Source organism: Endozoicomonas elysicola (assembly GCF_000710775.1).
GTDB classification, from domain to species: domain Bacteria; phylum Pseudomonadota; class Gammaproteobacteria; order Pseudomonadales; family Endozoicomonadaceae; genus Endozoicomonas; species Endozoicomonas elysicola.
In genome coordinates, this window is record NZ_JOJP01000001.1 from 3,075,563 (window position 1) to 3,100,463 (window position 24,901).

The 24,901-nt window shown below is 46.1% G+C and carries 24 protein-coding genes; 13 read left to right on the forward strand and 11 right to left on the reverse strand.

The window, feature by feature from the left end; translation table 11 throughout:
- The first annotated feature begins 36 nt into the window (after nt 1-36).
- Nucleotides 37-957: a DUF4892 domain-containing protein gene (locus tag GV64_RS13205; RefSeq protein ID WP_157237051.1), complete on the forward strand. Its 921-nt coding sequence runs from the start codon at nt 37-39 to the stop codon at nt 955-957.
- A gap of 12 nt (nt 958-969) precedes the next feature.
- Here GV64_RS13205 and GV64_RS13210 read toward each other — a convergent pair whose 3' ends face one another.
- The 4 genes from GV64_RS13210 to GV64_RS13225 all read right to left on the reverse strand — a co-directional run bounded on the left by GV64_RS13210 (nt 970) and on the right by GV64_RS13225 (nt 3,916).
- Nucleotides 970-1,617 carry a hemerythrin domain-containing protein gene (locus tag GV64_RS13210; RefSeq protein WP_020583393.1) on the reverse strand — a complete coding sequence of 216 codons (648 nt, stop codon included), beginning with the start codon at nt 1,615-1,617 and terminating at the stop codon, nt 970-972.
- 109 nt (nt 1,618-1,726) lie between these two features.
- Nucleotides 1,727-2,269, reverse strand: a complete 543-nt coding sequence (locus GV64_RS13215; protein ID WP_020583394.1) for a YaeQ family protein — start codon at nt 2,267-2,269, stop codon at nt 1,727-1,729.
- A gap of 88 nt (nt 2,270-2,357) precedes the next feature.
- Nucleotides 2,358-3,239: a hypothetical protein gene (locus tag GV64_RS13220; RefSeq protein WP_152554050.1), complete on the reverse strand. Its 882-nt coding sequence runs from the start codon at nt 3,237-3,239 to the stop codon at nt 2,358-2,360.
- A gap of 437 nt (nt 3,240-3,676) precedes the next feature.
- A complete protein-coding gene (locus GV64_RS13225; RefSeq protein ID WP_020583396.1) occupies nt 3,677-3,916 on the reverse strand; it encodes a YecH family metal-binding protein in 240 nt (79 codons plus the stop codon).
- Nucleotides 3,917-4,149: 233 nt separating this feature from the next.
- Here GV64_RS13225 and GV64_RS13230 point away from each other — a divergent pair, with 233 nt between their 5' ends.
- Both GV64_RS13230 and GV64_RS24740 read left to right on the forward strand, forming a co-directional pair.
- Entirely contained in the window at nt 4,150-5,202 is a 1,053-nt protein-coding gene (locus GV64_RS13230) for an ADP-ribosylglycohydrolase family protein (protein ID WP_020583397.1), read from the forward strand.
- Nucleotides 5,202-5,537 (forward strand): hypothetical protein, encoded by a 336-nt coding sequence (locus tag GV64_RS24740; protein WP_152554051.1) that lies wholly within the window; start codon nt 5,202-5,204, stop codon nt 5,535-5,537. Before GV64_RS13230 ends, GV64_RS24740 begins: the two co-directional genes overlap by 1 nt.
- A 392-nt stretch (nt 5,538-5,929) precedes the next feature.
- Here GV64_RS24740 and GV64_RS23835 read toward each other — a convergent pair whose 3' ends face one another.
- Nucleotides 5,930-6,595: a potassium channel family protein gene (locus GV64_RS23835; RefSeq protein WP_051700872.1), complete on the reverse strand. Its 666-nt coding sequence runs from the start codon at nt 6,593-6,595 to the stop codon at nt 5,930-5,932.
- A gap of 339 nt (nt 6,596-6,934) precedes the next feature.
- On the opposite strand from GV64_RS23835, the gene GV64_RS13245 reads away from it, so the two are divergent.
- The 4 genes from GV64_RS13245 (at nt 6,935) to GV64_RS13260 (ending at nt 11,950) form a co-directional block, all read left to right on the forward strand.
- Nucleotides 6,935-9,343, forward strand: a complete 2,409-nt coding sequence (locus GV64_RS13245) for a DNA translocase FtsK (RefSeq protein WP_020583400.1) — start codon at nt 6,935-6,937, stop codon at nt 9,341-9,343.
- A gap of 27 nt (nt 9,344-9,370) precedes the next feature.
- Nucleotides 9,371-10,090: an outer membrane lipoprotein chaperone LolA gene (gene lolA, locus GV64_RS13250; RefSeq protein WP_020583401.1), complete on the forward strand. Its 720-nt coding sequence runs from the start codon at nt 9,371-9,373 to the stop codon at nt 10,088-10,090.
- Nucleotides 10,087-11,412 carry a replication-associated recombination protein A gene (locus tag GV64_RS13255; protein WP_020583402.1) on the forward strand — a complete coding sequence of 442 codons (1,326 nt, stop codon included), beginning with the start codon at nt 10,087-10,089 and terminating at the stop codon, nt 11,410-11,412. The genes lolA and GV64_RS13255 overlap by 4 nt, the downstream gene beginning before the upstream one ends.
- 160 nt (nt 11,413-11,572) lie before the next feature.
- The gene (locus GV64_RS13260) at nt 11,573-11,950 is read left to right on the forward strand and encodes a nuclear transport factor 2 family protein (protein ID WP_026258378.1); all 378 of its coding nucleotides are present in this window, start codon (nt 11,573-11,575) and stop codon (nt 11,948-11,950) included.
- Between the two features lie 22 nt (nt 11,951-11,972).
- Here the strand turns inward: GV64_RS13260 and GV64_RS13265 are convergent, their stop codons facing one another.
- Nucleotides 11,973-13,988 carry an amidase gene (locus tag GV64_RS13265; protein WP_020583404.1) on the reverse strand — a complete coding sequence of 672 codons (2,016 nt, stop codon included), beginning with the start codon at nt 13,986-13,988 and terminating at the stop codon, nt 11,973-11,975.
- A gap of 107 nt (nt 13,989-14,095) precedes the next feature.
- Nucleotides 14,096-14,527 (reverse strand): hypothetical protein, encoded by a 432-nt coding sequence (locus GV64_RS13270; protein WP_020583405.1) that lies wholly within the window; start codon nt 14,525-14,527, stop codon nt 14,096-14,098.
- Nucleotides 14,528-14,794: 267 nt separating this feature from the next.
- Here GV64_RS13270 and crcB point away from each other — a divergent pair, with 267 nt between their 5' ends.
- Nucleotides 14,795-15,190: a fluoride efflux transporter CrcB gene (gene crcB, locus GV64_RS13275; RefSeq protein WP_020583406.1), complete on the forward strand. Its 396-nt coding sequence runs from the start codon at nt 14,795-14,797 to the stop codon at nt 15,188-15,190.
- Between the two features lie 135 nt (nt 15,191-15,325).
- On the forward strand, nt 15,326-16,615 hold the full coding sequence (gene serS / locus GV64_RS13280; RefSeq protein WP_020583407.1) for a serine--tRNA ligase: 1,290 nt from the start codon (nt 15,326-15,328) through the stop codon (nt 16,613-16,615).
- 61 nt (nt 16,616-16,676) lie between these two features.
- On the opposite strand, the gene GV64_RS13285 is transcribed toward serS, so the two are convergent.
- Nucleotides 16,677-18,062, reverse strand: a complete 1,386-nt coding sequence (locus tag GV64_RS13285) for an MATE family efflux transporter (RefSeq protein WP_020583408.1) — start codon at nt 18,060-18,062, stop codon at nt 16,677-16,679.
- 321 nt (nt 18,063-18,383) lie between these two features.
- Here GV64_RS13285 and cysG point away from each other — a divergent pair, with 321 nt between their 5' ends.
- Entirely contained in the window at nt 18,384-19,781 is a 1,398-nt protein-coding gene (gene cysG / locus GV64_RS13290; protein ID WP_020583409.1) for a siroheme synthase CysG, read from the forward strand.
- A gap of 23 nt (nt 19,782-19,804) precedes the next feature.
- Here the strand turns inward: cysG and GV64_RS13295 are convergent, their stop codons facing one another.
- Nucleotides 19,805-20,620 carry a Rossmann-fold NAD(P)-binding domain-containing protein gene (locus GV64_RS13295; protein WP_020583410.1) on the reverse strand — a complete coding sequence of 272 codons (816 nt, stop codon included), beginning with the start codon at nt 20,618-20,620 and terminating at the stop codon, nt 19,805-19,807.
- Nucleotides 20,621-20,795: 175 nt separating this feature from the next.
- Between GV64_RS13295 and nfuA the strand changes: the two genes are divergently transcribed.
- From nfuA to GV64_RS13310, 3 genes are all read left to right on the forward strand, one after another.
- Nucleotides 20,796-21,377 carry a Fe-S biogenesis protein NfuA gene (gene nfuA, locus GV64_RS13300; RefSeq protein ID WP_020583411.1) on the forward strand — a complete coding sequence of 194 codons (582 nt, stop codon included), beginning with the start codon at nt 20,796-20,798 and terminating at the stop codon, nt 21,375-21,377.
- Between the two features lie 81 nt (nt 21,378-21,458).
- On the forward strand, nt 21,459-21,941 hold the full coding sequence (gene greB / locus GV64_RS13305; protein ID WP_020583412.1) for a transcription elongation factor GreB: 483 nt from the start codon (nt 21,459-21,461) through the stop codon (nt 21,939-21,941).
- 162 nt (nt 21,942-22,103) lie between these two features.
- Nucleotides 22,104-22,499 carry a hypothetical protein gene (locus GV64_RS13310; protein WP_020583413.1) on the forward strand — a complete coding sequence of 132 codons (396 nt, stop codon included), beginning with the start codon at nt 22,104-22,106 and terminating at the stop codon, nt 22,497-22,499.
- A gap of 23 nt (nt 22,500-22,522) precedes the next feature.
- Here GV64_RS13310 and GV64_RS13315 read toward each other — a convergent pair whose 3' ends face one another.
- Both GV64_RS13315 and GV64_RS13320 read right to left on the reverse strand, forming a co-directional pair.
- Nucleotides 22,523-23,596 carry a 3-deoxy-7-phosphoheptulonate synthase gene (locus GV64_RS13315; RefSeq protein ID WP_020583414.1) on the reverse strand — a complete coding sequence of 358 codons (1,074 nt, stop codon included), beginning with the start codon at nt 23,594-23,596 and terminating at the stop codon, nt 22,523-22,525.
- Between the two features lie 350 nt (nt 23,597-23,946).
- Nucleotides 23,947-24,717 carry a sulfite exporter TauE/SafE family protein gene (locus tag GV64_RS13320; RefSeq protein WP_020583415.1) on the reverse strand — a complete coding sequence of 257 codons (771 nt, stop codon included), beginning with the start codon at nt 24,715-24,717 and terminating at the stop codon, nt 23,947-23,949.
- Nucleotides 24,718-24,901 lie beyond the last annotated feature (184 nt).

A 24,901-nucleotide genomic window follows, 5' to 3' on the forward strand; every position in this document is an offset into this window, starting at 1 on the left:
CCTGAGAAGTACATGGGGGAAGCCTTGGGTTGTTCTATGAATAAAGTGACTACACGGTGTCTTGCTCGATTCAAGACTCATCAAAGGCGTATTGCAACCTCTGGTATTTTGCGAGGTTGTTTATTGTTACTGTCAATGACGCCTTTGCAGTTCATCCATGGTTCTGAGCTTCCTCCTTATCCCAATGCGAACCCGCAGCTTTCTGTTGAGGAAGACCGACAGAATCACCCGGTCATCACCAGTCGGATGAAAAGAGTTAACGGCGTTGTTACCTCTGATGGGGCGCAGTGGCTTGATGGTCATCTGAACAGAACTCTGTATTTATTACCTTCAGGTCACAGTAGTAGTCAGGGCTATGACTTTTATGTCAATAAGCTGCGTGATCTTGGCGTTGAGACACTTTTCCAATGTCGCAGCTTTTCCTGCGGTGCCAGTAACTTCTGGGCAAATGATATTTTTAATATATCAACCCTCTATGGTCAGGATAAAGAACAGGCCTTCTATATAGGGAAAAAGCAGGGAGGTTATTATTCTGTCTATTCTGTGAGGCGGGGAAACGGCCGCATTTATACCCTGGTTGATGTGTTTGAGCCTCATAAGTATGAAGCTGAGCGTGTGAATGAGTTGCAACAATCCAGCGGTACAATAAAACTGCTTATTGAAAGAAGTGGTTTGACCAAAAGTCCTGATCTTAAGTCATTTGTTGCCGCGATGAGCAGTGATACTGCAATGAATGCTCTGCTTATCATTCACAGCTCTGTACCGGACACACTGGCTGAACTGGATGCCTGGCAGGAGAAGATGGAAGAGCTGAAAAATGTTATCAAGAAACACTTGAACGATCAGGGCATTAATGATTCGCGCCTGCGCTTCAATGTTTCTGTCGGAACCTATGGGGATGCGCCAGAGCAGACACCTGTGCAATCATTCTGGTTGGAAGTTGTACCGTTAAGTTAGTGGCGTATATGCTCATAATTCACTGATACGCTTGAACTCTACTGACTTTAACTCGCGTTCTGCGATTTTCATGAGTTGGTTAAAAAAATCTTCTGGGGCACTGGCTTTCAACAGTTTAATTAGCCCAGTTCTTTCGCTCGGACTCAGAGCAGGAACAATGTATTTGAACCAGAGCGCTATCTGATCCGGATTCATACTGGACATAACCTGATCATGGAGTTTGTTCAGTTCATTGTCGCTGTAGTATTTCCAGAAAAGTGGAAGGAAGCGGATTTCCTCTGACTGCATATGCTCCAACAATTCGGGAATTAACAGGTTTGCCTTCTGCCGGATAAGCAGGAACTGTTCATCTGTTGGTGTCTCAGGTAATTCTGAAAATTGTTCCGACAGTTTGGAAATCTTTTGATCCAGCTGCTGGTGCTCTTTGACATCAGAGTCCGTCTTTAAACTGTGATCCATTTTTTCCGCGAGAGAGGTCATCAGTATTTCATTTTCTGACTGGGAGTGATTTCTGATCATAAATGCCAGCTCTGTCGCTTGCTGCTTAAGTTTATTCATTGCAGGCTGATCCTCAACATCGGTTGTATCCAGACTTGTTAAAAAAGACGTAAGACCGTGTCGAAGCCCTTTGTGGGGGAATGCGTAGAGGTTATGACGCATGAGGGAACCATTGGCATATTGGGAAAATACAGTCCCCCCAGTAGGGGGGATGTTCTATCCCACTCAGGATAGTCACCACCAAAAGGTTTAACCATTTGACAGATTGTTTTCAGTGATGTGGAAAGCGCTGAGAAATTTCGAGGGACAGGTTTTCTTTGTCATTGCCAATGGATATTTGTTGATCCTGAATAACGCAATGCAGTTTCATGGTCTTATCAATCAGTTTAACCAGTTCAGTAGCTTCAGGCGGAATTCGATAGATATGCAGATTATTGAAACGCTGAACTTTTTCCTGATACTGCTGCCACCAAATATCAGATGTTCGTGCTCCATAATTATAAATAAACACCTGTCTGGCACGACCACAGGCCTTACGGAGCCTTTTTTCATCGGGTTGACCCAGTTCTATCCAGGTTTCAATTTCACCGCTGAGATTTTTCTGCCAGATATCCGGCTCATCGTCGGTGCTGATACCACGAGTAAACAAAAGTTCTTTAGATGCGTGTAAGGACCATGCCAATAGTCTAAGCATTGCTCGCTCATCGCTCTCTGAAGGGTGGCGGGCAATGGTCAGGTCATGATCTGCATAATAATGGCGGTTCATATCCGCAATATTGACTGCAGCTTTGTATATCGTTGCTTTCAGTGCCATTAATCGTTAACTCGATTAAATAGCGGAGTGTAACCGTTCATGCCTTTCTGCTAAACAAAAAGCCATGAACAACGGTTGAAACGATGTATTAAAAGCCAGGATGGCGGAGTGAGAGTTCCCGAATGTGCTGGTAAATGATGGGGTAATCAATGCCCGCAAGCTGTAGTATTTGAGCCAGCTGCTGATAACTGTAACCGGTATCCATTCTTTCTCGGAGAATGCTGTTAAAAGCAGTTCTGCTTTCAAGGTAGGTCTTGTAGTAGGGCAGTGATTCTACTTTTTCCAGGTTTTCGATATAGCGGTAGGTCGTTGTCTTCATCGCAGAGTTTAACGTTTCAGAAGAACCTTCCTGGTTCGTAGTTTGACGGGTGATATTTCCCATGCTATGGCAGGCGGTTTGCTTTAAGTCATGGCTGGCAGGCTTACTTAAATGCTGACTGCATTCCCCCAGCTTATTGTTAAATTTGCTGAGGATTGTCTCCTGACTTGTTAGTGAAAATGCCTGTTTCTGATGCTTGTCAGACCATTCTGTCAGTAGCCCATTAAGCATGTCTATCCATTGTACTTTCTGGCTGTCAGGGTACTCAGCCTGGTCCAGTAAATCATTCCACTGTCGTAAGATCGATTCATTGGCCAGCTCAATGGTCTGCCCCGGAGTTTCAAGTGCTTTCGGAAGCCATGTCAGATAAAGTTGTCGAAGCTGATAACGATAGCCTTCAGTGATCATACCCTGGGCGCTTTTCTGATAAGCGTCGGCGAGCATTCCATATTGGAGCGCCTGCTCAATCAGATCCTTATTAGATCTGGCCACATTTGGCTTCATTACTAATGTGCTTTGTTTAACAGCAATGGTTTGATGATCATCATCAATGGTATAGACAGAGGTTTTGGCACTGGAGCTGCTCATTACTGATAAAGTAAACAAGCCGGATCCCAGCAGGATCATGATGGGTAGCTTCCTGATTGTCATGGTTCCTTCCGAGGGTTACAAGTTATACTATTAGTTCAATTGGTATCGGCATGTCTGGTTGTCTTTATTATGATTTTTCAGTGAGTGGTTCGTTAAGTGGCCGATGCCCCAAGGGCTGACGAAACAGCATGATACTAAGGGCTGAATTCGGCTAACTTTTGTCAAGGTGATGTAATGTTGACATGGGTCAATATGTCATAAAAAACAATACGTAATATGGCTTATGCCTGATGGAGGAAAAACAAGGGGGATTTCTCCAGTTAAAGGCCTTTGAATTGCGGGGGAGGTAATTCATTGGCCACGAAGATGACACAGGCGACAACAATAAAATTTTGAAACCGGTGCTTGCTGCCGGTTTTTTGTTTTGGTCACTTTTCAGATTACGTTCCAAAAAACTAAAAAAGCCCGCTAGACGGGCTTTTTTAGTGGTGTCATTTTTAATGGCAGTGGCAATTGCAGCCTTTGTACTGGATGCTGCCTTCCGCTTCTACCAATTTTCCTTTTTCTACAAACTGGTCGATCAATTCTTCAGCGGTCAGGTCTCTGGCTGAACAGGTGTGGTAGCGAGCGGTATCACCAAACTGCTCAGAGATGGCTACCAGAAGTGCATCTCTGGTCAGTGCGCTTTCCTGTTCCTTCACCAGGTTGAGCACATTGTGGCCGTGTACAGATTCCATGAATTTATTCTCATATAAATAGTGTGGACTTTAAGCAACAATACTCTGCCCACTGTATTTAAACAGTCGTATATATTCGTATACCAGAAACACGGTGTTCATTTTTCTGAAGCGGCCTCTCTGCACCTCTGTAATTTTTCATATTGATAAACTCAGCTATGTTCATTAGACAAGAGCTTCGAAACTTATCATGTTTCTGAAGCCAGTATACAGCGCATATGAGGGGCTGGTTTATGAGATCAATATCGATTGCCAAAGAATACCCTCCAGACATTGATAAACTCAGCAGAGTAAAAGGTGCCACTCTTGGCTTGCTGATTGGTGATGCCCTGGGTGTAGGTACCCAGTGGTACTATGATCTAAACCAACTTGAAAAAGACTATGGCTCATGGATCGATGACTATCAGGATCCTGCCGTCAATGGTAGTCATGGCTTTGCTAATATCAGTCATTTCCGTTATGAACAGGGAGTCAGGGCTGGTGATCTTTCGCAGTCAGGGCAGGTTATTGTCCTGTTGATTGAATCTCTCGCCAGCTGTGACGGTTTTAATCAGGCGGATTTTCTGGAGCGTCTGGATGATTTTTTTGCACCATTATCCGGTGAGTCCTTTTCAGGGCGTTATACCGATGAGCTGATGGTCGATCTTATCAAGGCACGGAGAATGGGGGTGCATTGGGGAGATCCTGCAGCAGCATCGGGTTGTGATACTTCTGAAGGTGCCCAGCTGGCAGCGGTTCTGGCACTGGTGATTGATGAGCCTGTTGAACTGGTTGAAACGGTTGGGAAACTACTTCAGGCGCTCTACCGAGAATCGTTTATTCGCCAGAATATGATTGTTTTCTCGCTTGTTGTGCAGGCAATGGCAAACAGTATTCCTTTGGATGATCTTCCTGCTCATTTGACGGGCATGGTGAAGAGCCCCGAAATAATGGCTGTGGTTCAACGCTACGATAACCTGTTGACCCCGGGAAATGGGCGTGTTGCCTGGCAACCTGATAATGTCAGGGTCGAGCCTGCTCTTTACATTAGTCAGGTCTACGGTATGGACTGCCAACTGATTCATGTTATTCCCTGTGCCTACTATCTTATGCATCGCTTTCCTGATCAATTTGAACAGGGAGTGCTTTCAGCTATTAATGGTGGTGGTAATAACATGGCCAGGGCTGCCTTAACCGGCGTGCTTTTAGGGGCTATGAATGGCGTTGAGGCCATTCCAGATCGTCTCGTTAAGGGGCTTCATGACAATGATCGCTATCTCCTACTTGCTGAAATGATGAGAGACTGATGATGTATCAGAAAATTCTGAAAGCGTTTACTGGTGAGTTCCATGTTAAGTCCACCCCTCTGGTCGAGCATGAAAAGATTATAGTGTCGGGTGTTCAGACAGGGACACTGGTCAATGATGGCAAGGGGGTTATCGCGTTGTATACGGCTAATCAAATTGATGGTGTTTTGCCGCCCATTCGAATGCAGGGATTCCTTACTTATAATACCGGTTATTCAAGGTTTGAATGCGTGTTTCTGGCAGCAATATGGATGGCCTCGCCTATTATCAAGGCCAGTTTGATGGCAAGAAACTGGTGCTTGCGCAGGTGGCTTCAGAAGGTGAGTCAAGGGTAATCACAACAGAGTTTATTGATGATGAGCACTTCAATGTGCTGCTTAGTCCCAGCGTCACCTATCCTGATCACCAGTCATTATAAGAGTTCGCAAGACTTTAATACTAGGCTCTGTTGACAATTAGCCCCTAGGGCTAACAGGTAAGGTTTACATTAAAGTATTTACCCTATTTTCATGAGATAAAGACTGAATCACAGTGATCATCAAGGGCACAAAGGAAAGAAAGCTCTTCTTCGTGCTCTTTGTGATCTCTGTGGTTCAAAATAATCCCTGCAACAGGTCAGTCTCCCAGAATAAATCAGTGGGTCAGAGTCAAACAGTCACTTTGCATATCCCCCAGGGGGGATTAAAAAAGGTTATTGATTTTTCTCTATGAAGGTTTACAGCGATGGTTACTTACCGACAAAGCGGGCAATCATAACGGTAGGGCTTAATACACCAATAACCGCTTCCAGTGTCACAAGGCTCTGAGCCAGAGAGCTCAGTGGGAGAATATCGCCATAACCCAGGGTGGTCAGGGTAACAAAGCTGAAATAGAGGTAGTCTGGCCAGCTGGAGATGCTCTGGCTGGACAGATCAAATGCACCTGGCGAAACCAGATTTACCATCAGGTAGAGGTAGCTGAAGGTTATGCCGGTTAATAAATAGAAGTTAATGGCTGCCAGCAGCTTTTCAGCCTGAGGTTTTACGCTGAACAAATGTCTGATCAGCATGAGCATCATACCCAGATGGAACAACATACTGGCAATCAGTGTGAAGAAGGGAAGCCATTGTGGTGATAGAGGGAACTCTGCAAAGCCCCTGAGTATAACAATGGTGATACCTGTTATTTGCAGCCATAGACGTATTCTCGGGCTGTCTTCCGTAAGAGCGCCAAGGGTTAATACAAAGCTGGCAATCATAAGGCAAGAGAAGAGTGTGCCTGCAAGAGACTGGTAGCCAATAATCAACGGCGAGAAAACAATACTGCTGATGAGAATGATCAGTAGCAACCCAAGAGAGACATCCGGACTACGGCTTATTGTTTGAGGAAAAGTGAAAAGTGATCTTCGAAGCATTCATACTGGCCATGTATTGGGCTGTTAAATCTAAACAGCCATGAGCTGAAAGTGTCGCTCAGTCCTAACCATGAAAATAAAATACCTGCAGAGTTTGAAAGCACAGTATTATCAGGGTGAAGGGTAGAGATAGCTGTGGCGCACTGTTTAAAAAAACAATAGCGCTCTAAAATACCCTGCTGAGCGATTGAGAGCTATCAAAACCTGTTCATCCTGCAGGCTTTGGCCGATATTGATCAGGTAGTTGAAGTGTGCGTCAGGATTGTCGGCGGTTCTGGGCTCGTGTTATCTTTTCACGTTAAACTACTGTGTTTATAGTCAGTTATCTCAGGGAGCCGAATGGCAGAGTCGGTTAGCAGGAAAAACAGTCAATCGGAAAGTGGCCCTTCAGAAGAGTCGGTTTCCATTCGGCGACGCAAGCGCTTAACTCAAGGAGAAACGGTGACAGAGACCCTTTCATCACGAGTGCGTGAAGGAATTATGTTTGGCTGGCTGGTACTGGCGGCTTTCCTGTTTCTGGCACTTATCACTTATGACAGGGTGGATCCAGGCTGGTCCTACGTTGGTTCGGCAAAAAATATTGTCAATAGTGCTGGCAGAATTGGTGCCTGGTCTGCGGACTTACTGTTAACCCTTTTCGGATTTCTGGCTTGGATGGTGCCTGTTATCCTGGTTTTAAAGGCGATCAAAGTCTTTCGCTACCGGCATGAACTGAGCGAGTGGAATTCCTGGTTGTTTCTGGTTCGCAGCATGGGCTTTATTCTTGCCATTGCTTCAGGCGCTGCTCTGGCGTCACTGCATTATCATGCGCTCAGTGAACTGTTTCCTTCATCCAGTGGCGGTATCATTGGGGAACTGCTGATTCAACAGTTCCTGCCAGCCTTTAATGTGACAGGCAGTACATTATTACTAATGGCTTTGTTCCTGCTTGGCATGACACTTTATACTGACCTTTCCTGGTTCCGTTTGATGGACAGTGTTGGCTATTGGAGTCTGCGTTTTGCGACCTTCTGCCAAGAGCGGGCTGTTATTCTCTATCTGTCCCTGAAAGAGAAAATCGAAGCTAGGGCGGATAGGGAACCAAAGAAGAGCATCATCCCTGTTCGAAAACAGGAACCGGCATTAAAGCTGAAAGAAGAAGATACTGCACCTGTTTCGCCAAAAGTTGTAGAAAAGAGCGTCGAGAAACCAAAAGCGCCGGTTATCGTTCCGCCCCCACCAAAAGAAAAGACATTGCCCCTGTTGGAAAATACGCCTCTAGGGAGCCTGCCAACCGTTTCCCTGCTTGATGAAGCACGTCATTCCGGCAAGGCCATGAGCCCCGAGTCTCTGGATGAAATGTCCCGACTGCTGGAACTGAAGCTGAAAGACTTCAATGTTGATGTGGAAGTGGTTGCTGTTCATCCGGGCCCAGTGATTACCCGGTTTGAAATTCAACCGGCCCCGGGCACCAAAGCCAGCAAAATTACCAATCTTGCCAGTGACCTCGCTCGTTCACTGGCGGTGGTCAGTGTTCGGGTGGTGGAAGTGATTCCCGGCAAGTCGGTCATGGGTATCGAGATACCTAATGATGACCGTGAAACCGTATTTTTCAGTGAGATAATTGCTTCTAAAACATTTGATAATGCTGAGTCACCGATCAGCCTTGCACTGGGTCATGATATTTCCGGACAGCCTGTGATTGTTGATCTGGCAAGAATGCCACACCTATTGGTAGCAGGTACGACCGGCTCGGGTAAGTCAGTGGGCATCAATGCGATGATTTTGTCCATGCTGTTTAAATCCAGCCCGGAAGACGTACGGTTGATTATGATCGACCCGAAAATGCTGGAGCTTTCGATATACGATGGCATACCGCATCTATTGGCACCGGTTGTAACCGATATGAAAGAAGCTGCCAATGCTTTGCGTTGGTGTGTTGCTGAGATGGAGCGACGGTATAAACTGATGGCCCATATGGGGGTTCGTAATATCGCTGGCTATAACCGTAAGGTTAAGGAAGGTATAGATAGGGGTGAGCCACTGAGAGACCCATTCTATCAGCCAGTCTCAGCTGAAGATGTTGCTCCAGAGTTAAATACGCTGCCCTTTATCGTAGTGGTGGTCGATGAGTTTGCCGACATGATGATGATTGTCGGGAAAAAGGTTGAGGAACTGATCGCCCGAATTGCCCAGAAGGCGCGCGCAGCAGGCATTCACCTGATTCTGGCGACTCAGCGTCCCTCTGTCGATGTTATTACTGGCCTGATCAAGGCCAACGTTCCCACAAGAATCAGTTTTCAGGTGTCCAGTAAGATCGACTCAAGAACCATTATCGACCAGGGAGGAGCAGAACAGCTTCTGGGGCATGGTGATATGCTCTATCTTCCACCAGGTACCAGCGTACCTGTACGGATTCATGGTGCCTTTGTTGCCGATGATGAGGTGCACCGGGTTGTGGCCGACTGGCAGCAACGGGGAACCCCTGACTTCGTTGAAGAGATTCTCAATGGTATCAGTGAAGGCTCAGAGGGCAGTGCTTTCTCAGGTGGGCTGGATAACAGTGAGCAGGACCCTCTTTATGATGAGGCGGTTGCTTTTGTTACAGAGTCGCGAAGAGCTTCTATCTCTTCGGTTCAGAGACAATTAAAAGTTGGCTATAACCGGGCTGCCAGAATGATTGAGGCTATGGAGGCGGCAGGTGTTGTCAGTCCCGCATTTAATAATGGTAACCGTGAAGTTATTGCTCCACCACCTCCCAAACACTAACATTTACCCTTGGATAAGTTCATTTACATGATAAAGAAGACACGCTTACTTGCTGTTTTACCATTGGTTTTTTCTGTCAGTCTGCCGGTCTGGTCTGTAGAGCAGAAGTCAGTGCAGGCATCCACTCTCCCAAAGTCTGAGAGTAGTACGCCTGCCAATGTTAAGCACGATACAAAAGCTGCGGATGAGCTGGCAAAAACACTGCAGTCAATGATTACTGTCAGCGCCAGTTTCTCCCAAAGTACCATCGATAAGAGTGGTCGTCCCAAGGTGGAGAAGGGAAGTATGCAGCTTAAACGGCCAAATCAGTTCCGCTGGAATATTACGTCACCGTTTAATCAGGAAATTATTGCCAAAGGTGGAAAGCTCTGGATGCTGGATCCGGATTTCAAACAGGTGGTGATTAAAAAGCAGGATGATCAGTCTGGTCCTACTGCGGTGCAGTTGCTCAGTGGTGATGCCAGTGTGTTTCTGAAAGAGTACGGTGTGACCCGTATGAATTATGGTCCTGAGGTGGTTTACACCCTTAGGCCCAGAAAAGTATCAGACCTGTTTGAAAAGCTTGAACTTCATTTCTCCAGAGATCAGATTTCTGCTATCAGTATTGTTGATTCTCTCGGTGGTAAACGGCGCATTGATTTTACCCGGGTTGAGTTAAATCAGCCGGTAGCCAACCATCTATTTGAGCCTGATGTCAAAAAATTAGAGAAGGCGGGTTTTGATGTGATCGATGAGAGTGGGGTATGACCTCCCTTTTTGATATTCCTGCTTCCAACCGCTACGAGCCTTTGGCGGCAAGAATGCGTCCCCGAACCCTCGATGAATATCTGGGGCAGAAGCATATACTGGCCAGAGGCAAGCCGCTTAGAGAAGCATTGGAGCAGGGTATGCTCCATTCTATGATTTTCTGGGGGCCTCCCGGCGTTGGTAAAACAACCCTTGCCAGGCTGATTGCCACCAAAACGGATGCTCATTTTGAAACCCTTTCAGCAGTACTGTCAGGCGTTAAAGACATACGGGAAGCGGTTGCAAGAGCAAAGGATGAACAGCGTTTTCAGCAGAGAAAAACGGTCCTGTTTGTTGACGAGGTTCACCGCTTTAATAAATCCCAGCAGGATGCTTTCCTGCCCCATATTGAAGATGGCACAGTTATTTTTATTGGTGCCACCACTGAAAACCCATCTTTCGAACTGAATAATGCCTTGCTCTCCAGGGCTAGAGTTTATGTTCTGAAAACGCTTGGCAATGATGCCATTGGTCAGGTCATTGATCAGGCGGTATCCAATGAGGAGAGGGGGCTGGGTGGAAAGGGGATCAAACTTGACCCTAGGGCTAGGGAAATCCTGATCCGTTATTCCGATGGCGATGGCCGAAAAGCACTGAACACTCTGGAGGTTGCTTCGGACCTTGCCGAAGATAGTGTGATCTCTGCTGATACGGTTCAGGCCATTCTTGCTGATACCGGTCGGCGTTTTGATAAAGGTGGTGATGCATTTTACGATACCATTTCTGCTTTTCATAAGTCGGTGCGTGGTTCCAACCCTGATGCCGCGCTCTATTGGGCTGCACGCATTGTTGATGGAGGGGGAGATCCGCTTTATGTCATACGACGGTTGGTGGCCATTGCCAGTGAGGATATTGGTAATGCGGACCCAAGGGCGCTTGAGATTGCCATGAATGCCTGGCAGGCGTTTGAACGGTTGGGAGCCCCTGAAGGGCTTCTGGCTCTAGCTCATGCAACGGTTTATTGTGCCTGTGCCCCGAAAAGTAATGCGGTATATAAAGCATGGAAAGCAGCGTTGGCGGATGTGAAAAGCAACCCGTCTTATGAAGTCCCTAACCACCTTCGAAATGCTCCAACCAAGTTGATGGGGAGTCTGGGTTATGGCGAAGGCTATCGCTATGCCCACGATGAACCCAATGCTTATGCGGCAGGTGAGTGCTATTTTCCAGAAGATATGGGTGTTCGACATTATTATCAGCCTAATGACCGTGGACTGGAAATAAAAATAAAAGAGAAGCTGGCCTGGTTAAACAAGCTTGATGCAGAGAGCACACAAAAGAGATAGATTTTTGTGATATTATCCAATCATATTGTTGGTTGAACTTAACCAAATAACCCTCTGGACTTAAATCTTTGTTAATCAACATGGTAGAGATTGTCTAAGTCGTCTACGTTTATTTTCTGAATAAATTTGTCGTGTATAAATGAATCGCCGAGGTGCCGGTATGGATCTGAAGCAAAATAAGCAAAATGCTATTGAATTCTATCGGATGGCTTATCAGGGAAACCCGACCAAGGCTCTTGAACTCTATGTTGGTCATGAGTACATCCAGCACAATCCTGATGTTGCAAACGGAAAGCAGGGCCTGATCGATTACTTTACTCGTATGCACAAGGAGTATCCGGATAAAGATATCAGTTTTGTCCGTGCGATAGCTGAAGACAACCTGGTCGCTCTACATACTCATCAGAGATGGCCGGACAATGACGAGTACGTCACGATGGATTTTTTCAGGTTTGATGAGCAGGGGAAAATTGTAGAGCACTGGGATTCTATTCAACAAATCCCAGGTCATTCTCTCAATGAAAATACGATGTACTAGATAGTCTGATTAGGTTGTGTTCTTAGTTTTGCGCCATTGGTGAGCTGTTTTTAAAGGGGTTAAAGTGTGGCCTTAGCTTCCATGCGGGATGGTCTTGATCTCTTGCTAAAATACTTTTCTCCACCGTAGCACCAAGCAACATTAACAGGTATTCACTGTTGTTATTGCCCATCAGTTGAAGGCCTATTGGCAGATAGTTTTCATCAAAGCCACACTGAACCGTAACTCGAGGGCCGCCGGTAAGGTTTGCGAGCCCGGTATGTGCTGTCATCAGATATGTTTTTGCCAGATTTAGTTCTCCATTATCAAAAACCTGAAACCAGGGACGCTCAGCTTTAGGAGCTGTCGTTAACAAGGTAGGCATGACGATGACATCGACTTTTGAAAATATGTTGTTCTGGAAATGATGGGTAAGTCTTTTCTTGTTTTCTTTTGCGTTTTCAATAGTGCTTCGGTCAAGTGATAACCCCATAATCAACGCCAGTTCAGTCTCGGCTGGAATGCCTTTATCGATAAATCCTGCTTTACCTTCTGCTTCCCCCCGCCCAAAGAGCACGGTGTGGGTATCCCACAGTGGTTTTTCATAGTCTTCTGGTAAGTAGTGCATTGCGAGCAGCTGCGGGGATAAACCTTCACGCTGTTGAAGGTTATTAATAAGTGTTTCAAGGCACGTTAAAGTTACAGTAGCAACGTCTCTGGATGCGTGTTGGAACCATCCAGGATCAACACCAATTCGAAGATTGCTCAGAGCTTCAAGAACGTGACTCGTTGGTACTTTTTGGCTGGTGACCCTATAGCCTTCAGCAAGATCGAAGAATGACTGTCCCAGAAGACCAATAGCGACCAGGCCCGGGGCAGCATCATCATAGTTTTTGGCAGTAATCTTGCCCTCTGTTGGCTTCAGTCCAGGGATTCCAGTGTTTGCTGCAGGAATGGAGACAGAGCCTCCACCATCAGTTCCTATTGCCAGTGGGCCTCCTATACCGACAAACATTGCGGATCCACTGGATGACCCTCCCGGGATATAGGCACTGTTATAAATATTTCCCATTCGGGGATAGTGGGGGTTCAGGCCAAAAGCACCCAGGCCAAAAATATGTTGATTGCTTTTGCCCAACACTATGGCACCTTCATCAGTCATTCGTTTGACCACTTCTGACTGGCTTTCTCTGGTATGAGAAGGAAAGTGTCTGTCAACGCGTAGCGGGTCCAGGCCATAGGATGTGGTATAGCCGGGTACACTGATCTCATCCTTCACAACAACTGGAATGCCATCAAGTGCTTTAATTATTCCAGCCAGTCGGCATTTCTCAATATCTCCAGAATAGAGTTCCCGACAGTGCTCCCACCTTTCAGCTGATGATTTGGCCTGATTCACTGCAAGTGTCTGGTTCCGCTTAATGACTATGTCTTTCACATGCCATGGGGCATGATGATCAAGCCACCGGTAAAAATTGTTTACTACATCTTCAGGTTGTAAATGATTATTTGCGTAGTGGTAGTAAAAGTATCCTATGCCGCTCTCACCAGTATTAATCCTATTAAATGTTGCTAACTCAGCCCCCTGATTCTGGTATTCAGTCTCATATATTCTTGGACTGATTTGTTCAGTGATGTCAGGGTTTAGATCATGAAGCGCCTGTTCATCAAACAGTATTGGGTTCTTTGGTGTAATGCCACTTTCCGGTAGTAAGCTATTTACCTTATGTTCTCTGTTCATTCTGAATTGAACTGCATCATAAGAACTGGAACCAAATAGCCATAGAAGGTTGGCCATTGGATCGGAAGCCATATTCAGTAGCATCCTTTTACTGGTCAGCTCAAAACCATATGCCTGATCAGAACTGCTTAGCCAGGAGGGGATAAATGATTTGGTGATGTGCTTTAAAGGATCGAGGGATTGTTTGATTTCTTCAACGGTAATTTCTGGCAGTGCGAAGGATATTGAATTATGGAATATAAGTAGTAAGTAAAGCAGTGTTTTTATTATCGAGCTCAGGCGTACTGATGTTAAAAATCCGAGTTGTTTTCTTATCATCTTCATTACTTGTTATTACACTTTGGCTTGCTAATGATGGAGTGTTACCAACAATGAAATTTTCGGGTCCATGTACTTCCCCCGTCTCAATAGTGCTCTTTTCTTTGTTATGTTATTGAAAAATGAAAGTTACAGCTGCTAGAACCCAATAAAGGTCTTGATACGTTAAGTTCATATGCAAAGCTGACAACGCTTTCATACGGAAATAGCTGTGCATTTGCACGAATCTCATCCATTTTTTCTGAGGCTGATTTCTCTGAAAAACCTGAAGCCACAAGGTGATTTTTGAGGTTTGTCAAAAAAGATGATTCTCCAGTAAGGTCGGCTATTTTCACCGTAGTAGATCTTGAGGAAAATTGATGCCCAGTAGGTGAGACAGCACTTGCAGCAGAGTTTCTACTTACTGAAATATGTGAGGGCGGGAAAATATATCTTCCAATTTCAAAGAGTATGCAGGCCCCAAAACCCAAGGCTGCTGCTAATGGGGCTGGAGCGCCTGCCAGCAGGGATAGCCCAAAAGTTGCGATGCCAACAATCACAGAGATAAATCGTCCTTTCCAGCAGGAAGATTCGACAGTTATCATTGACGGTGGAGTAGGTGGAGTAGGTGGAGTAGGTGGAGTAGGTGGTGTAGGTGGAGTAGGTGGTGTGTAAGTTCCTAACATCATAACAAACCGGTAATTGTGAATTAAATATTAAACTGGTCAACTCGTTCTCTGCTGACATAGACTGTTAGAATCATCATAAGTTTCTGAATTTAAAAACCTGTATTCTGTTTTCAAACAACTTTGATGAAGGGAAAATTAATGCAGTTCATGTTGAACTACCTCGCCGTAGCAGCAGGGGGTGCTCTTGGAGCATTGGCACGCTCGCTTGTTTATGAATGGTATGCGAAATCCGGTAATGACCAGCTATTCCCTCTGCCCACCTTAACCGTGAATGTCGTTGGCTCTTTTCTTATTGGTATTGGCTGGTATTGTCTGGTGGAAAAAAGCCTGCTTCCCCCTATCTGGAAAGATTTCGCTACCGTTGGCTTTCTTGGTGCATTAACTACCTTCTCAACATTCTCACTGGATATTTTCCGTCTTTTTCAGTCTGACCGCTTTATTGAGGCTATTGCCTATATGCTGGCCAGCGTTATTTTGTGTCTTGTAGGAACCTGGTTGGGTTATCAGGGAATCCGGGGGATCCTGAACGGATAAATATCACCGTTTTAACCCACTATCTTTATCGAATGTCCCGGGCTCATGGTGTATGATCAGCAGTTTACTCTGGACAGAGGTTTTACGCCGGTCAGGGTAAAAAACCATCATCCAATCAGTTAATTTGGTAGGAATATGCTAGACCCTAAAATCGTTCGCAGCACTCCTGAAGCTGTGGCGGAACAGCTGTTAAAGAAACACTACAACCTGGATGTTGAGCGTCTGGTTTCTCTTGAAGAGCGTAGGAAGTCGCTACAGGTTAAAACTGAGCAGCTGCAAAGCGAACGTAAGTCGGGTTCCAAGGAATTTGGCAAGATCAAAGCGCAGGGTGGTGACGTTTCGGCCCTTAAAGAGCGCATGGATCAAGTCAATGCTGCTGTTAAGGAAAATGAGCAGGCTCTTTCTGAACTGCAGGACGAGTTGAATAACCTGTTGCTGGAAGTGCCTAACCTGCCAGATAGCTCCGTTCCTGAAGGTAAGGACGAGAATGATAATGTTCTGGTTCGTACCTGGGGAGAGCCCCGCAAGTTTGAGTTTGAGGTTAAAGACCATATTGATCTCGGCGAAAACCTGGGTCTTGATTTTGAATCAGCGGCGAACATCTCAGGTGCGCGGTTTGCCATGCTTCGGGGTAAGATTGCTCGACTGCATCGTGCACTGGCTCAGTTCATGCTGGATGTTCAGACCACTGAGCACGGTTACGAGGAAGTCATTACACCTCTGCTGGTTCATGACAAGGCTCTTTATGGTACCGGTCAGCTGCCCAAGTTTGGTGAAGACCTGTTCAAGACTGCCTGTGACGACGATACTGGTACGGAACAAAAACAGTTTTTCCTGATTCCAACCGCGGAAGTGACGTTGACTAATCTGGTACGTGATCAGATTGTTGAAGCTGATCAACTTCCAATCCGTCTGACTGCGCATACTTCGTGTTTCCGAAGTGAGGCTGGGAGCTATGGTCGTGATACTCGTGGCTTGATTCGTCAGCACCAGTTTGAAAAAGTTGAGATGGTGCAGATTGTACATCCGGAGAAATCTTTTGAAGCACTGGAAGAGATGACTGGGCATGCAGAAGTCATTCTGCAGAAGCTTGGGCTGCCATATCGTGTTGTAGCACTGTGTGGTGGTGATATGGGTTTTGGTGCCGCCAAGACCTACGATCTTGAAGTCTGGTTGCCAGCTCAGGATCAGTATCGTGAGATTTCTTCAGTCAGTAACTGTGTCGATTTCCAGGCTCGCCGTATGATGGCCCGATTCCGAAATGAGTCAGGCAAACCAGAACTTGTTCACACCCTTAATGGTTCAGGCCTGGCAGTAGGTCGTACTCTGGTTGCAGTACTGGAGAACTATCAGGATGCGGAAGGTCGTATTCATGTGCCTGAAGCACTTCAGCCCTATATGGGTGGATTAACGATTATTGAATAATCGATAAAATCAAAAAAGGCTTCCTGAATGGAAGCCTTTTTTAATCTGAACGATAACTCTCTCAGGCTTCAGCCTCTACCGTCAGGTTTTTCAGCCAGTACTTAGCCAGTACGCGATAAAGTACCAGAATGGCTTTAGTTACTTCTTCCATCAGTGCGCAGATAAACACCAGGTATAGTGGCCAGTTCCAGATAGTAACGGCTGCCCAGGTCAGTGGTACACCCACAAACCACATACCAATGATATTGATTGCTGCAGTAGCCTTTACATCACCGCCACTGCGCAGCACTCCAACGATTCCAGTCAGATTGATTACTCGAATGCACAGAGCAAAACCAGCAATGATCAATACCTCACTGGCCATTTTCAATGTATCACCTTGAAACTTGCCAAACATTCTGACGATCTGCTCATTGAAAATCAGGGTAAGGAAACCAATCAACAGGGCAATGGCAGGTGCTGCCAGCATGAAATAGCGGCTTTGTTTCCAAGCCAGTTCAAATTCACCGGCACCAAGCTCTTTGCCAAGAATAATCGAGGTGGCGATGGCGAACCCGATAAACATGGATATCAGAACTCCTTCAACGGAAGAGATGGCGCTCATTACCGCCAGTTCGACAACACCCATCTGGGCAAACATCAGGTTGTACAGTACGAGACCAAATGACCACAGGCCATCCTGGATCAACATAGGTACACAGATACCAATATATTTAATCCAGTGTTTACGATTTTTGCATTGCAGCAAGTCTGCTCTTACTGGCTTAAGCCCTGGGCGTACTTCAAGAATGTAATAAATGAGCAGTCCAACCTGGATCAGCCGGGAAATTGTGGTTCCCCATGCAGAGCCTGCAACACCGAGGGCAGGCAGGCCAAAGTGGCCATAGATCAGCAGGTAGTTAAAGAACACGTTCATGAGAATGGTGATAAAGCCAATACGCGTCGGTGTTTTTGCGTCGTTATTGGTTCTCAGCAGTGCTTCCAGGGGAATTGTGATTGCTACAAAAAGAAAAGATGGTGCCGTGATCACCAGATAGCTACTGCCCAGCGCCTTAAGCGTTACATCATTACTGACCAGTCCCATGATCTGCGCCGGAAAAAGCAAATAAATAATGGCGAATGGGGTGGTGATTGCCAGTGCAGCAATAATGGTCTGTACAAGTGTGCGGCGCACGCCATCCATATTCCGGGCGCCAATATACTGTGCAGACAAAATACTCATCCCACTGCCCAGCGCGGCAATCAGTATCAGGTTAAAGAAGAATATTCGGTTACCCATGCCAACAGCCGCGACTTCCGTTTCTCCTAGCTGCGACACCATGAAAATATCGATCAGACCCAATAATGAAAACATCATCGACTGAATAGAGATCGGCAGAGCCAGTTGCCATAAGTTGCGCAGGAACTCCCTGTTGGGGGAGCTGTTTTCACAGGTTTGAGTGGTCATAGAGTGACTAACAATTATTGGTGCCAGAAGCGTGTTTCAATCCATGAAGGAGGAGGAGAGTCTCATTCGGATGTAAACGTTATATCGTCATATTCGATATCAACTGTACTCTCATAGTCGCATCAGATATAAGTCGGATTTTTCCCTATCCAACATATATAACTTTTAAGAATAAATAGTAAGGAAACATTATTATCTTTATTCTGTCGTATGCTGGTAAAATCTTGCGATCCATGGCCCGGATTGACTGTGCCGCAGGCCATCAGGTTGTCAATGCAGCCTGATGGCCTTGAGTGAATCATAAGTAATAACGAGAACAACATGGACTATCTACCATTATTTCTACAGGTACGTAACCAGAACTGCCTGGTCGTGGGTGGTGGAGATATCGCCCTACGGAAAATTCGACTTCTTAAGGCTTCCGGTGCCATCGTCAGGGTTGTTGCCAGAGAAATTTGTAAGGATATTCGAGTGTTTCTAGCTGATGGGGATGATCAGCTATTGAATAAATCGTTCGATGAGCAGGATCTTGACGACGTCTGTCTCGTTATTGCCGCAACAGATGATAGTGTTGTGAACCAGCAGGTGGCTCTTTCTGCCCAACGTCGTCATCTCTTTGTGAATGTTGTTGATGATGCGGATGCCGGAAATGCGGTAATGCCTGCTATTGTTGATCGATCCCCGGTAGTTGTGGCTTTTTCTACTGGCGGTAAGGCTCCTGTACTTGCCCGATTGTTGCGCCAGAAGCTGGAAACGCTTTTACCCCAGGGATATGGCCGGCTCGCAGCGTTGGCGGGTGAGTGTCGTGATATGGTTAAAGCAAAGTTCAGCCATATTAACGATCGCCGCTATTTCTGGGAGAAAGTCCTGGTTGGTCCTGCTGCAGAAAAGGCACTGACAGGTGACCTGAAAGGAGCCCGTAAGTTGATTGACCAGACGCTTCAAAGCTCATCTGCGCAGAAAATCGGGGAAGTTTACCTGGTTGGTGGCGGCCCGGGTGATCCGGATCTTCTTACATTTAAAGCACTACGGTTGATGCAACAGTCAGACGTGGTTCTTCATGATCGCCTGGTGTCTGAAGATGTTCTCGCTCTTTGTCGCCGTGATGCTGATTACATATATGTCGGTAAAAAAAGGGATCGTCATGCTCGCCCCCAGGAAGAGATCAATGCCTTGCTGGTTCAGCTTGCCAAAGAGGGTAAGCGGGTTCTGCGGTTGAAAGGTGGTGATCCATTTATTTTTGGCCGAGGTGGGGAAGAGATTGAAACACTGGCCAGTGAAGGAGTCCCATTTCAGGTGGTTCCAGGTATTACTGCTGCTTCTGGCTGTGCCAGCTATGCCGGTATTCCTCTTACTCATCGTGATCATGCCCAGTCTGTTCGCTTCGTCACAGGACACCTGAAAGATGGCAGTTATGCCTTAAACTGGAATGAGATGCTGGATCCTGGGCAAACGCTGGTGTTTTACATGGGGCTGCTGGGGTTGCCGCGTATCTGTCAGGAGTTAATTGACCATGGGCGGGATGCGCAGACACCGATTGCATTGATTCAACAGGGTACAACCCGGAATCAAAAAGTTTTTACCGGCACCTTGGCAACAATTAATAAAATTATCGAGCCTGAGAAGGTAAAGGCTCCCACATTGATCATCGTGGGCAGTGTGGTAACCCTTCATGAGATATTAAACTGGTATAATAATGACAAGCTCCTGAAACAGTAGGTTTCAGGAGTTTTAGCGTTAGACTAGACGTCCAGTGCTTCCAGTGGGTCCGGATAAACAAACTGGTAATTAAGGGCTTTTTTCAATTTATCGCAATTCACCAGCCGATAGGGCATGGGTTTATCGATAAAGATGGGAGGTGCAATACCCATGATTTCACAGGAACGGGTATAAAGCTGGCGTCGGGTAGGGTGCTCATCTGCGGATGCATTGAAGACTTCTCCAAACAGGTTTTTGGCAATAATCTGCTCAATGATTTGCAGGCAGTCTTCACGGTGGATCATATTCACTGGATCGTCAGCTCCTCCCAGCTCTTTGCCCGAAAAGTAGCGACCTGGCTGATATTCACCGCCAATAAGCCCTGAAAAACGAAGCACTGTAGTTTTCAGGTCTTCGTGCTGGGTGAACAGTTCTTCAATATCCAGCCATGCGGTGTCAGAGAATGGAGATTCAATTCGAACGGCATCTTCTTCCGTTACTTCATCGTTATTTTGAGGGTACACGGAGGTTGCACTGATCAGAATGATTTTTTTTACTCTGGATTGCTCAATATTTTTGAGTAGTTCCTGCATCTGGCGCAGGTAGAAGTTGGGTTGCCCATCACCTTTTGAGGGGGGAATATTAATGAAGAGAATATCAGTATCAAGAAACGATTGAATATCACCCTGTGGTTCCGGTGAAAGGCCGATAATATAAGGGTTCATGCCAGCCGAAGAAATCGCTTCCCGTTTTTCTTCCCGGGTGGTAGAGCCATTGACTGGATAGCCATCGTTTACCAGTCGTTCGCCCAGAGGCATGCCCAACCAGCCACAACCCAGAATGCTGATGGTTTCTTTCATTATTAATCTCTTTCTTGTCGATGAATAGCGGTCGATGAATTGCAAATGCGAACTATTCTCGCTGATTGTTAAAACAAAAGGAATAGTTGCTGAATAACCGAGTTAAGCGGTGGGGATTCTCTGATGCGTCCCAATGTCATAGAATAGCCTTGAAGTTAATAGAGGAAGTGTTGCGTTGAACATTACATTCACTGAAGCCGCACAGAAATATCTTGCAAAGTTACTGGAAAAACAGGGTGTTGAAGGGATTGGGGTGCGCCTGTTTGTCAGCAATCCCGGCACGCCTCATGCCGAGACATGTCTGGCCTACTGCAAGCCTGGTGAAGAGAAAGAGGAAGATATTACACTGGAGCTTGAGTATTTTAATTGTCATGTGGAAGGTCCCAGTGAGCCTTTCCTTGAAGAAGCAGTTGTTGATTTTGCCGAAGATAAGCTGGGTGGCCAGCTCACCATCAAGGCACCTAACGCCAAAATGCCTATGGTTAATGAAGATAGCCCACTGGATATGAAGGTGAGTTATTTCCTTCAGACTGAGGTGAACCCTGGCCTTGCTTCCCATGGTGGTGTGGTTTCTCTGGTTGAGTTGGATGATGGTGTTGCTGTGCTGCAGTTTGGTGGTGGTTGCCAGGGTTGTGCTGCCGTTGACATGACGCTTAAGGATGGTGTTGAAAAGACGCTCATGGAGCGAATCCCTGAATTGAAAGGGGTACGTGATGTGACGGACCACAGTAATACTGAGAATGCTTTCTATAAATAATATAGGCCTTTCAGGAAAGGGGAGTTGTTGCGTCCTCCCTTTTTCTGCTGCTCACTCACCGTTGAATCCCGGTTTCACTGTATGAAGTCCCCCCTTATCACCCGTGCAGGTAAAGAAAAGCTTGAGCAGGAGTTGCGCTATATCTGGCGGGTCAAGCGCCCTGAAGTGACTCAGGCTGTTTCTGAAGCTGCAGCACTGGGTGACCGCAGTGAGAATGCTGAATATAAAGAAGGGAAGCGGCTACTGAGAGAAATTGACCGTCGAATACGGTATCTCACTAAGCGACTCGAAATTCTGAAAGTGGTTGATTATTCAGAGGAGCAAGAGGGTAAGGCCTTTTTTGGAGCCTGGGTTGAGTTGGAAAGTGAAGAGGGTGAAGTTTTACAGTGCCGCATTGTTGGGGCGGATGAAATTGATGTTAAAAATAATCACATCACCATAGACTCTCCTATGGCCAGGGCGATGGTTGGACGTCAGGTGGATGATGAAATCACAGTGCATACTCCGGGCGGTCCAAAAATTTGGTTTATAAACAAAATACAGTATCAGCCATTCACATCCTGATATCGCCGATTTTTCTCTGTTTTTGTGGTAATTCAACCGTGGGTGATGGTATTTTTACTTAGTGGTAAAGATACCGGTATAACTATCTGAAATAATAGTGTATCTTCTCCCGCCTTTTTGAATTCTTCATCTCATTTAATCACCCTGTAGTCCGACGGAACTGTGAAGCGCTATAAACAGACCATTTTATCCAATTTTTTTGTCACCGAAGATGGCAGTGCTGCTCGCCATCTGGTTGAGGCAAACCTGGATATTGAGTCGAGAAGTGACCGTACGCTGTGTACCGAGGTGCTTAATAATGAGTGTCGCTACGAGGTGCTGGTCAACAACCATCTATCAAGTGTGTGTATGATCTGCTCAGCCATACTCGATCGCAGAATCAGTAATATGCCGGTTGAGCGTAAGATGAGCTATGGAAAAAAGCAGACATTGGAAGTTTATACACCACCCGATAGCCAGCTATGCCTGCTGGGTATTGTTGAACCTGTTCAGGCTGATGACAATAAAGTCATCCTTTCAAGGGAAGAGCAGCCCGAACAAATCGAGCTGTTTATCTAATCGAGAAAAGGGCTTAGAAGGCCTTACTTTCGTCGATCTGGTAATACATCCTTCAATTTATCCCTTATGCTACGAAGTGTTTTCTCTGTGGTGTCCCAGTCGATACAGGCATCAGTAATTGAAACACCATACTGAAGGTCTGCCAGGTCATCGGTCATCTTCTGACTGCCCCAGCCAATATTACTTTCCACCATCAGTCCAACTATCGACTTATTGCCTTCAAGAATCTGATTTGTCACATTTTCCATAACCAGTGGTTGCAGGGCAGGGTCCTTATTCGAATTGGCATGAGAGCAGTCCACCATGATATTGGGCTTGATGCCTGCTTTTTCCAGCTCCTTTTCACAGAGTGCAACACTAACAGAGTCATAGTTGGGCTTACCGTTACCACCTCGCAATACGATATGGCCATAAGGATTGCCTTTGGTATGCGTAACCGCAACCTGCCCCAGACCATTAAGACCCAGAAAACGGTGAGGGCTGGAAACAGACTGTAGGGCATTGATGGCCACTTCCAGACCACCATCGGTACCATTTTTAAAGCCAACGGCAGAAGAGAGGCCACTGGCCATCTCACGGTGAGTCTGGGACTCGGTGGTTCTGGCGCCAATGGCAGACCAGGCTACCAGATCTTGAAGATACTGAGGTGATATTGGGTCCAGGGCTTCGGTAGAAGCGGGAATTCCCATCTCGGCGACATCCATCAGCAGGCGACGGCCAATGTGCAGGCCTTCTTCAATTTTAAAAGAGTCATTCAAATGAGGGTCATTGATAAGACCCTTCCAGCCCACTGTTGTCCTTGGCTTTTCAAAATAGACTCGCATAACCAGGTATAGAGTGTCGCTCAGTTCTTCGCTGAGCTGCTGCAAACGACGGGCGTAATCTTTTGCGGCAGCAACATCATGGATTGAGCAGGGGCCAATGACGACGAACAGTCGATGGTCTTTCCCGTCAAGAATATCCCTGATGACTTCACGGCTTTCAGAAACCGTTTTTGCTGCTATTTCAGTCATTGGGATCTCAGCTTTGAGCCGCTCTGGGCTTAACAGTACTTCCTGAGATTCAATATTAAGGTCTTCAATGGGTAAAACAGCCATCTATACGGTTCCGTTATTTAAAAAGGTATTTCTATAATCTCCCAGTCAGCGGATTGAGTGCTTGCAGACAAAGTAAAATGTGAATTCATATCATGGGTTCGTTGATGTAGAACCTTTATCGAAACAGGTGCGATGAAACAACAGGGTTCGATTGAACTGATATTTATTGTGACGCTTTCTACTTTAATCCTGTTGCCGCTCACTGTAATGCCTGATGAAAATGGCACCCATACTGACAGAATGTGACCTCACTCCTTGTATAAAACCCGCTTGGTTATGGGTTTTCCATTGGTTGAATGAGGGTTTTCCACTTTATTCAAACTGACCCGAGGCTGCAACCCTGAAAAGCGCTAAAACAGGTATTTCAAGCCAAGTCCGAGCAATATCATGGCTAAAATGATCCGCATAAACGTATCAGGTAGCTTCATGCCTACTTTAGTTCCGGCGTATATGGCAGGGATGGAGCCGATTAACAGACTGCCTAAAAGAACAAAATCAACATTACCAAGCCAGATATGGCCAAGACCAGCCAATAGAGTCAGGGGCACTGCATGTGCCAGATCACTGCCCACAACTTTAACAGGTTTAAGAAGCGGGTAGAGCAGTACAATAGCTGCTGTTCCGAGAGCGCCTGCACCAACCGATGAAAGTGTTACCAGAACACCCAGGAAAATACCTGCAATAAATGTCAGCGTCGTCTGAAATTTACCTGGAATTATTGAGACACCAGTAGCCTGCCTTTTCTTTAACAAAGGACTCATAAACAAGGATAAAGCGGTCAGTGTCAGCATTATCCCGAGGCATAGTGTAAGGATCGGGCTATAATCAGCGCTTCTGTCAAAAAAAACCTTGAGTAGAACAATCGTCAGGGCTGTAGCAGGAAGGCTGCCAGCACAGAGTGTTTTGACCAGAGTCCAGTCAATACTCCTCTGACGGTGGTGGATGATGACACCGGTTGACTTGGTAATGGCTGCATACATCAGGTCCGTTCCGATGGCGATATGAGCCGGAAAGCCGAACATTAACAGCAGTGGTGTCATCAGTGAACCACCGCCGATACCTGTCAGGCCAACCGCAAAGCCAACGCCGGCACCGGTGGCAATGTATGTTAGAAAATCCATAAGCATCCTGAAATTTATGGTCTAAAGTTATAAGTAGCCAAGACGATGTTTGAAAATATTGACTAAAAATCGATGATTCGCTGGTAACTATATTGACTGGCTTGTATTCTGGAAAAGAATTTAATGTCATTCTTTTATGCTTTATAGAACTAACGGATCCTGTTTCACTCTGTTCATTTTTGTC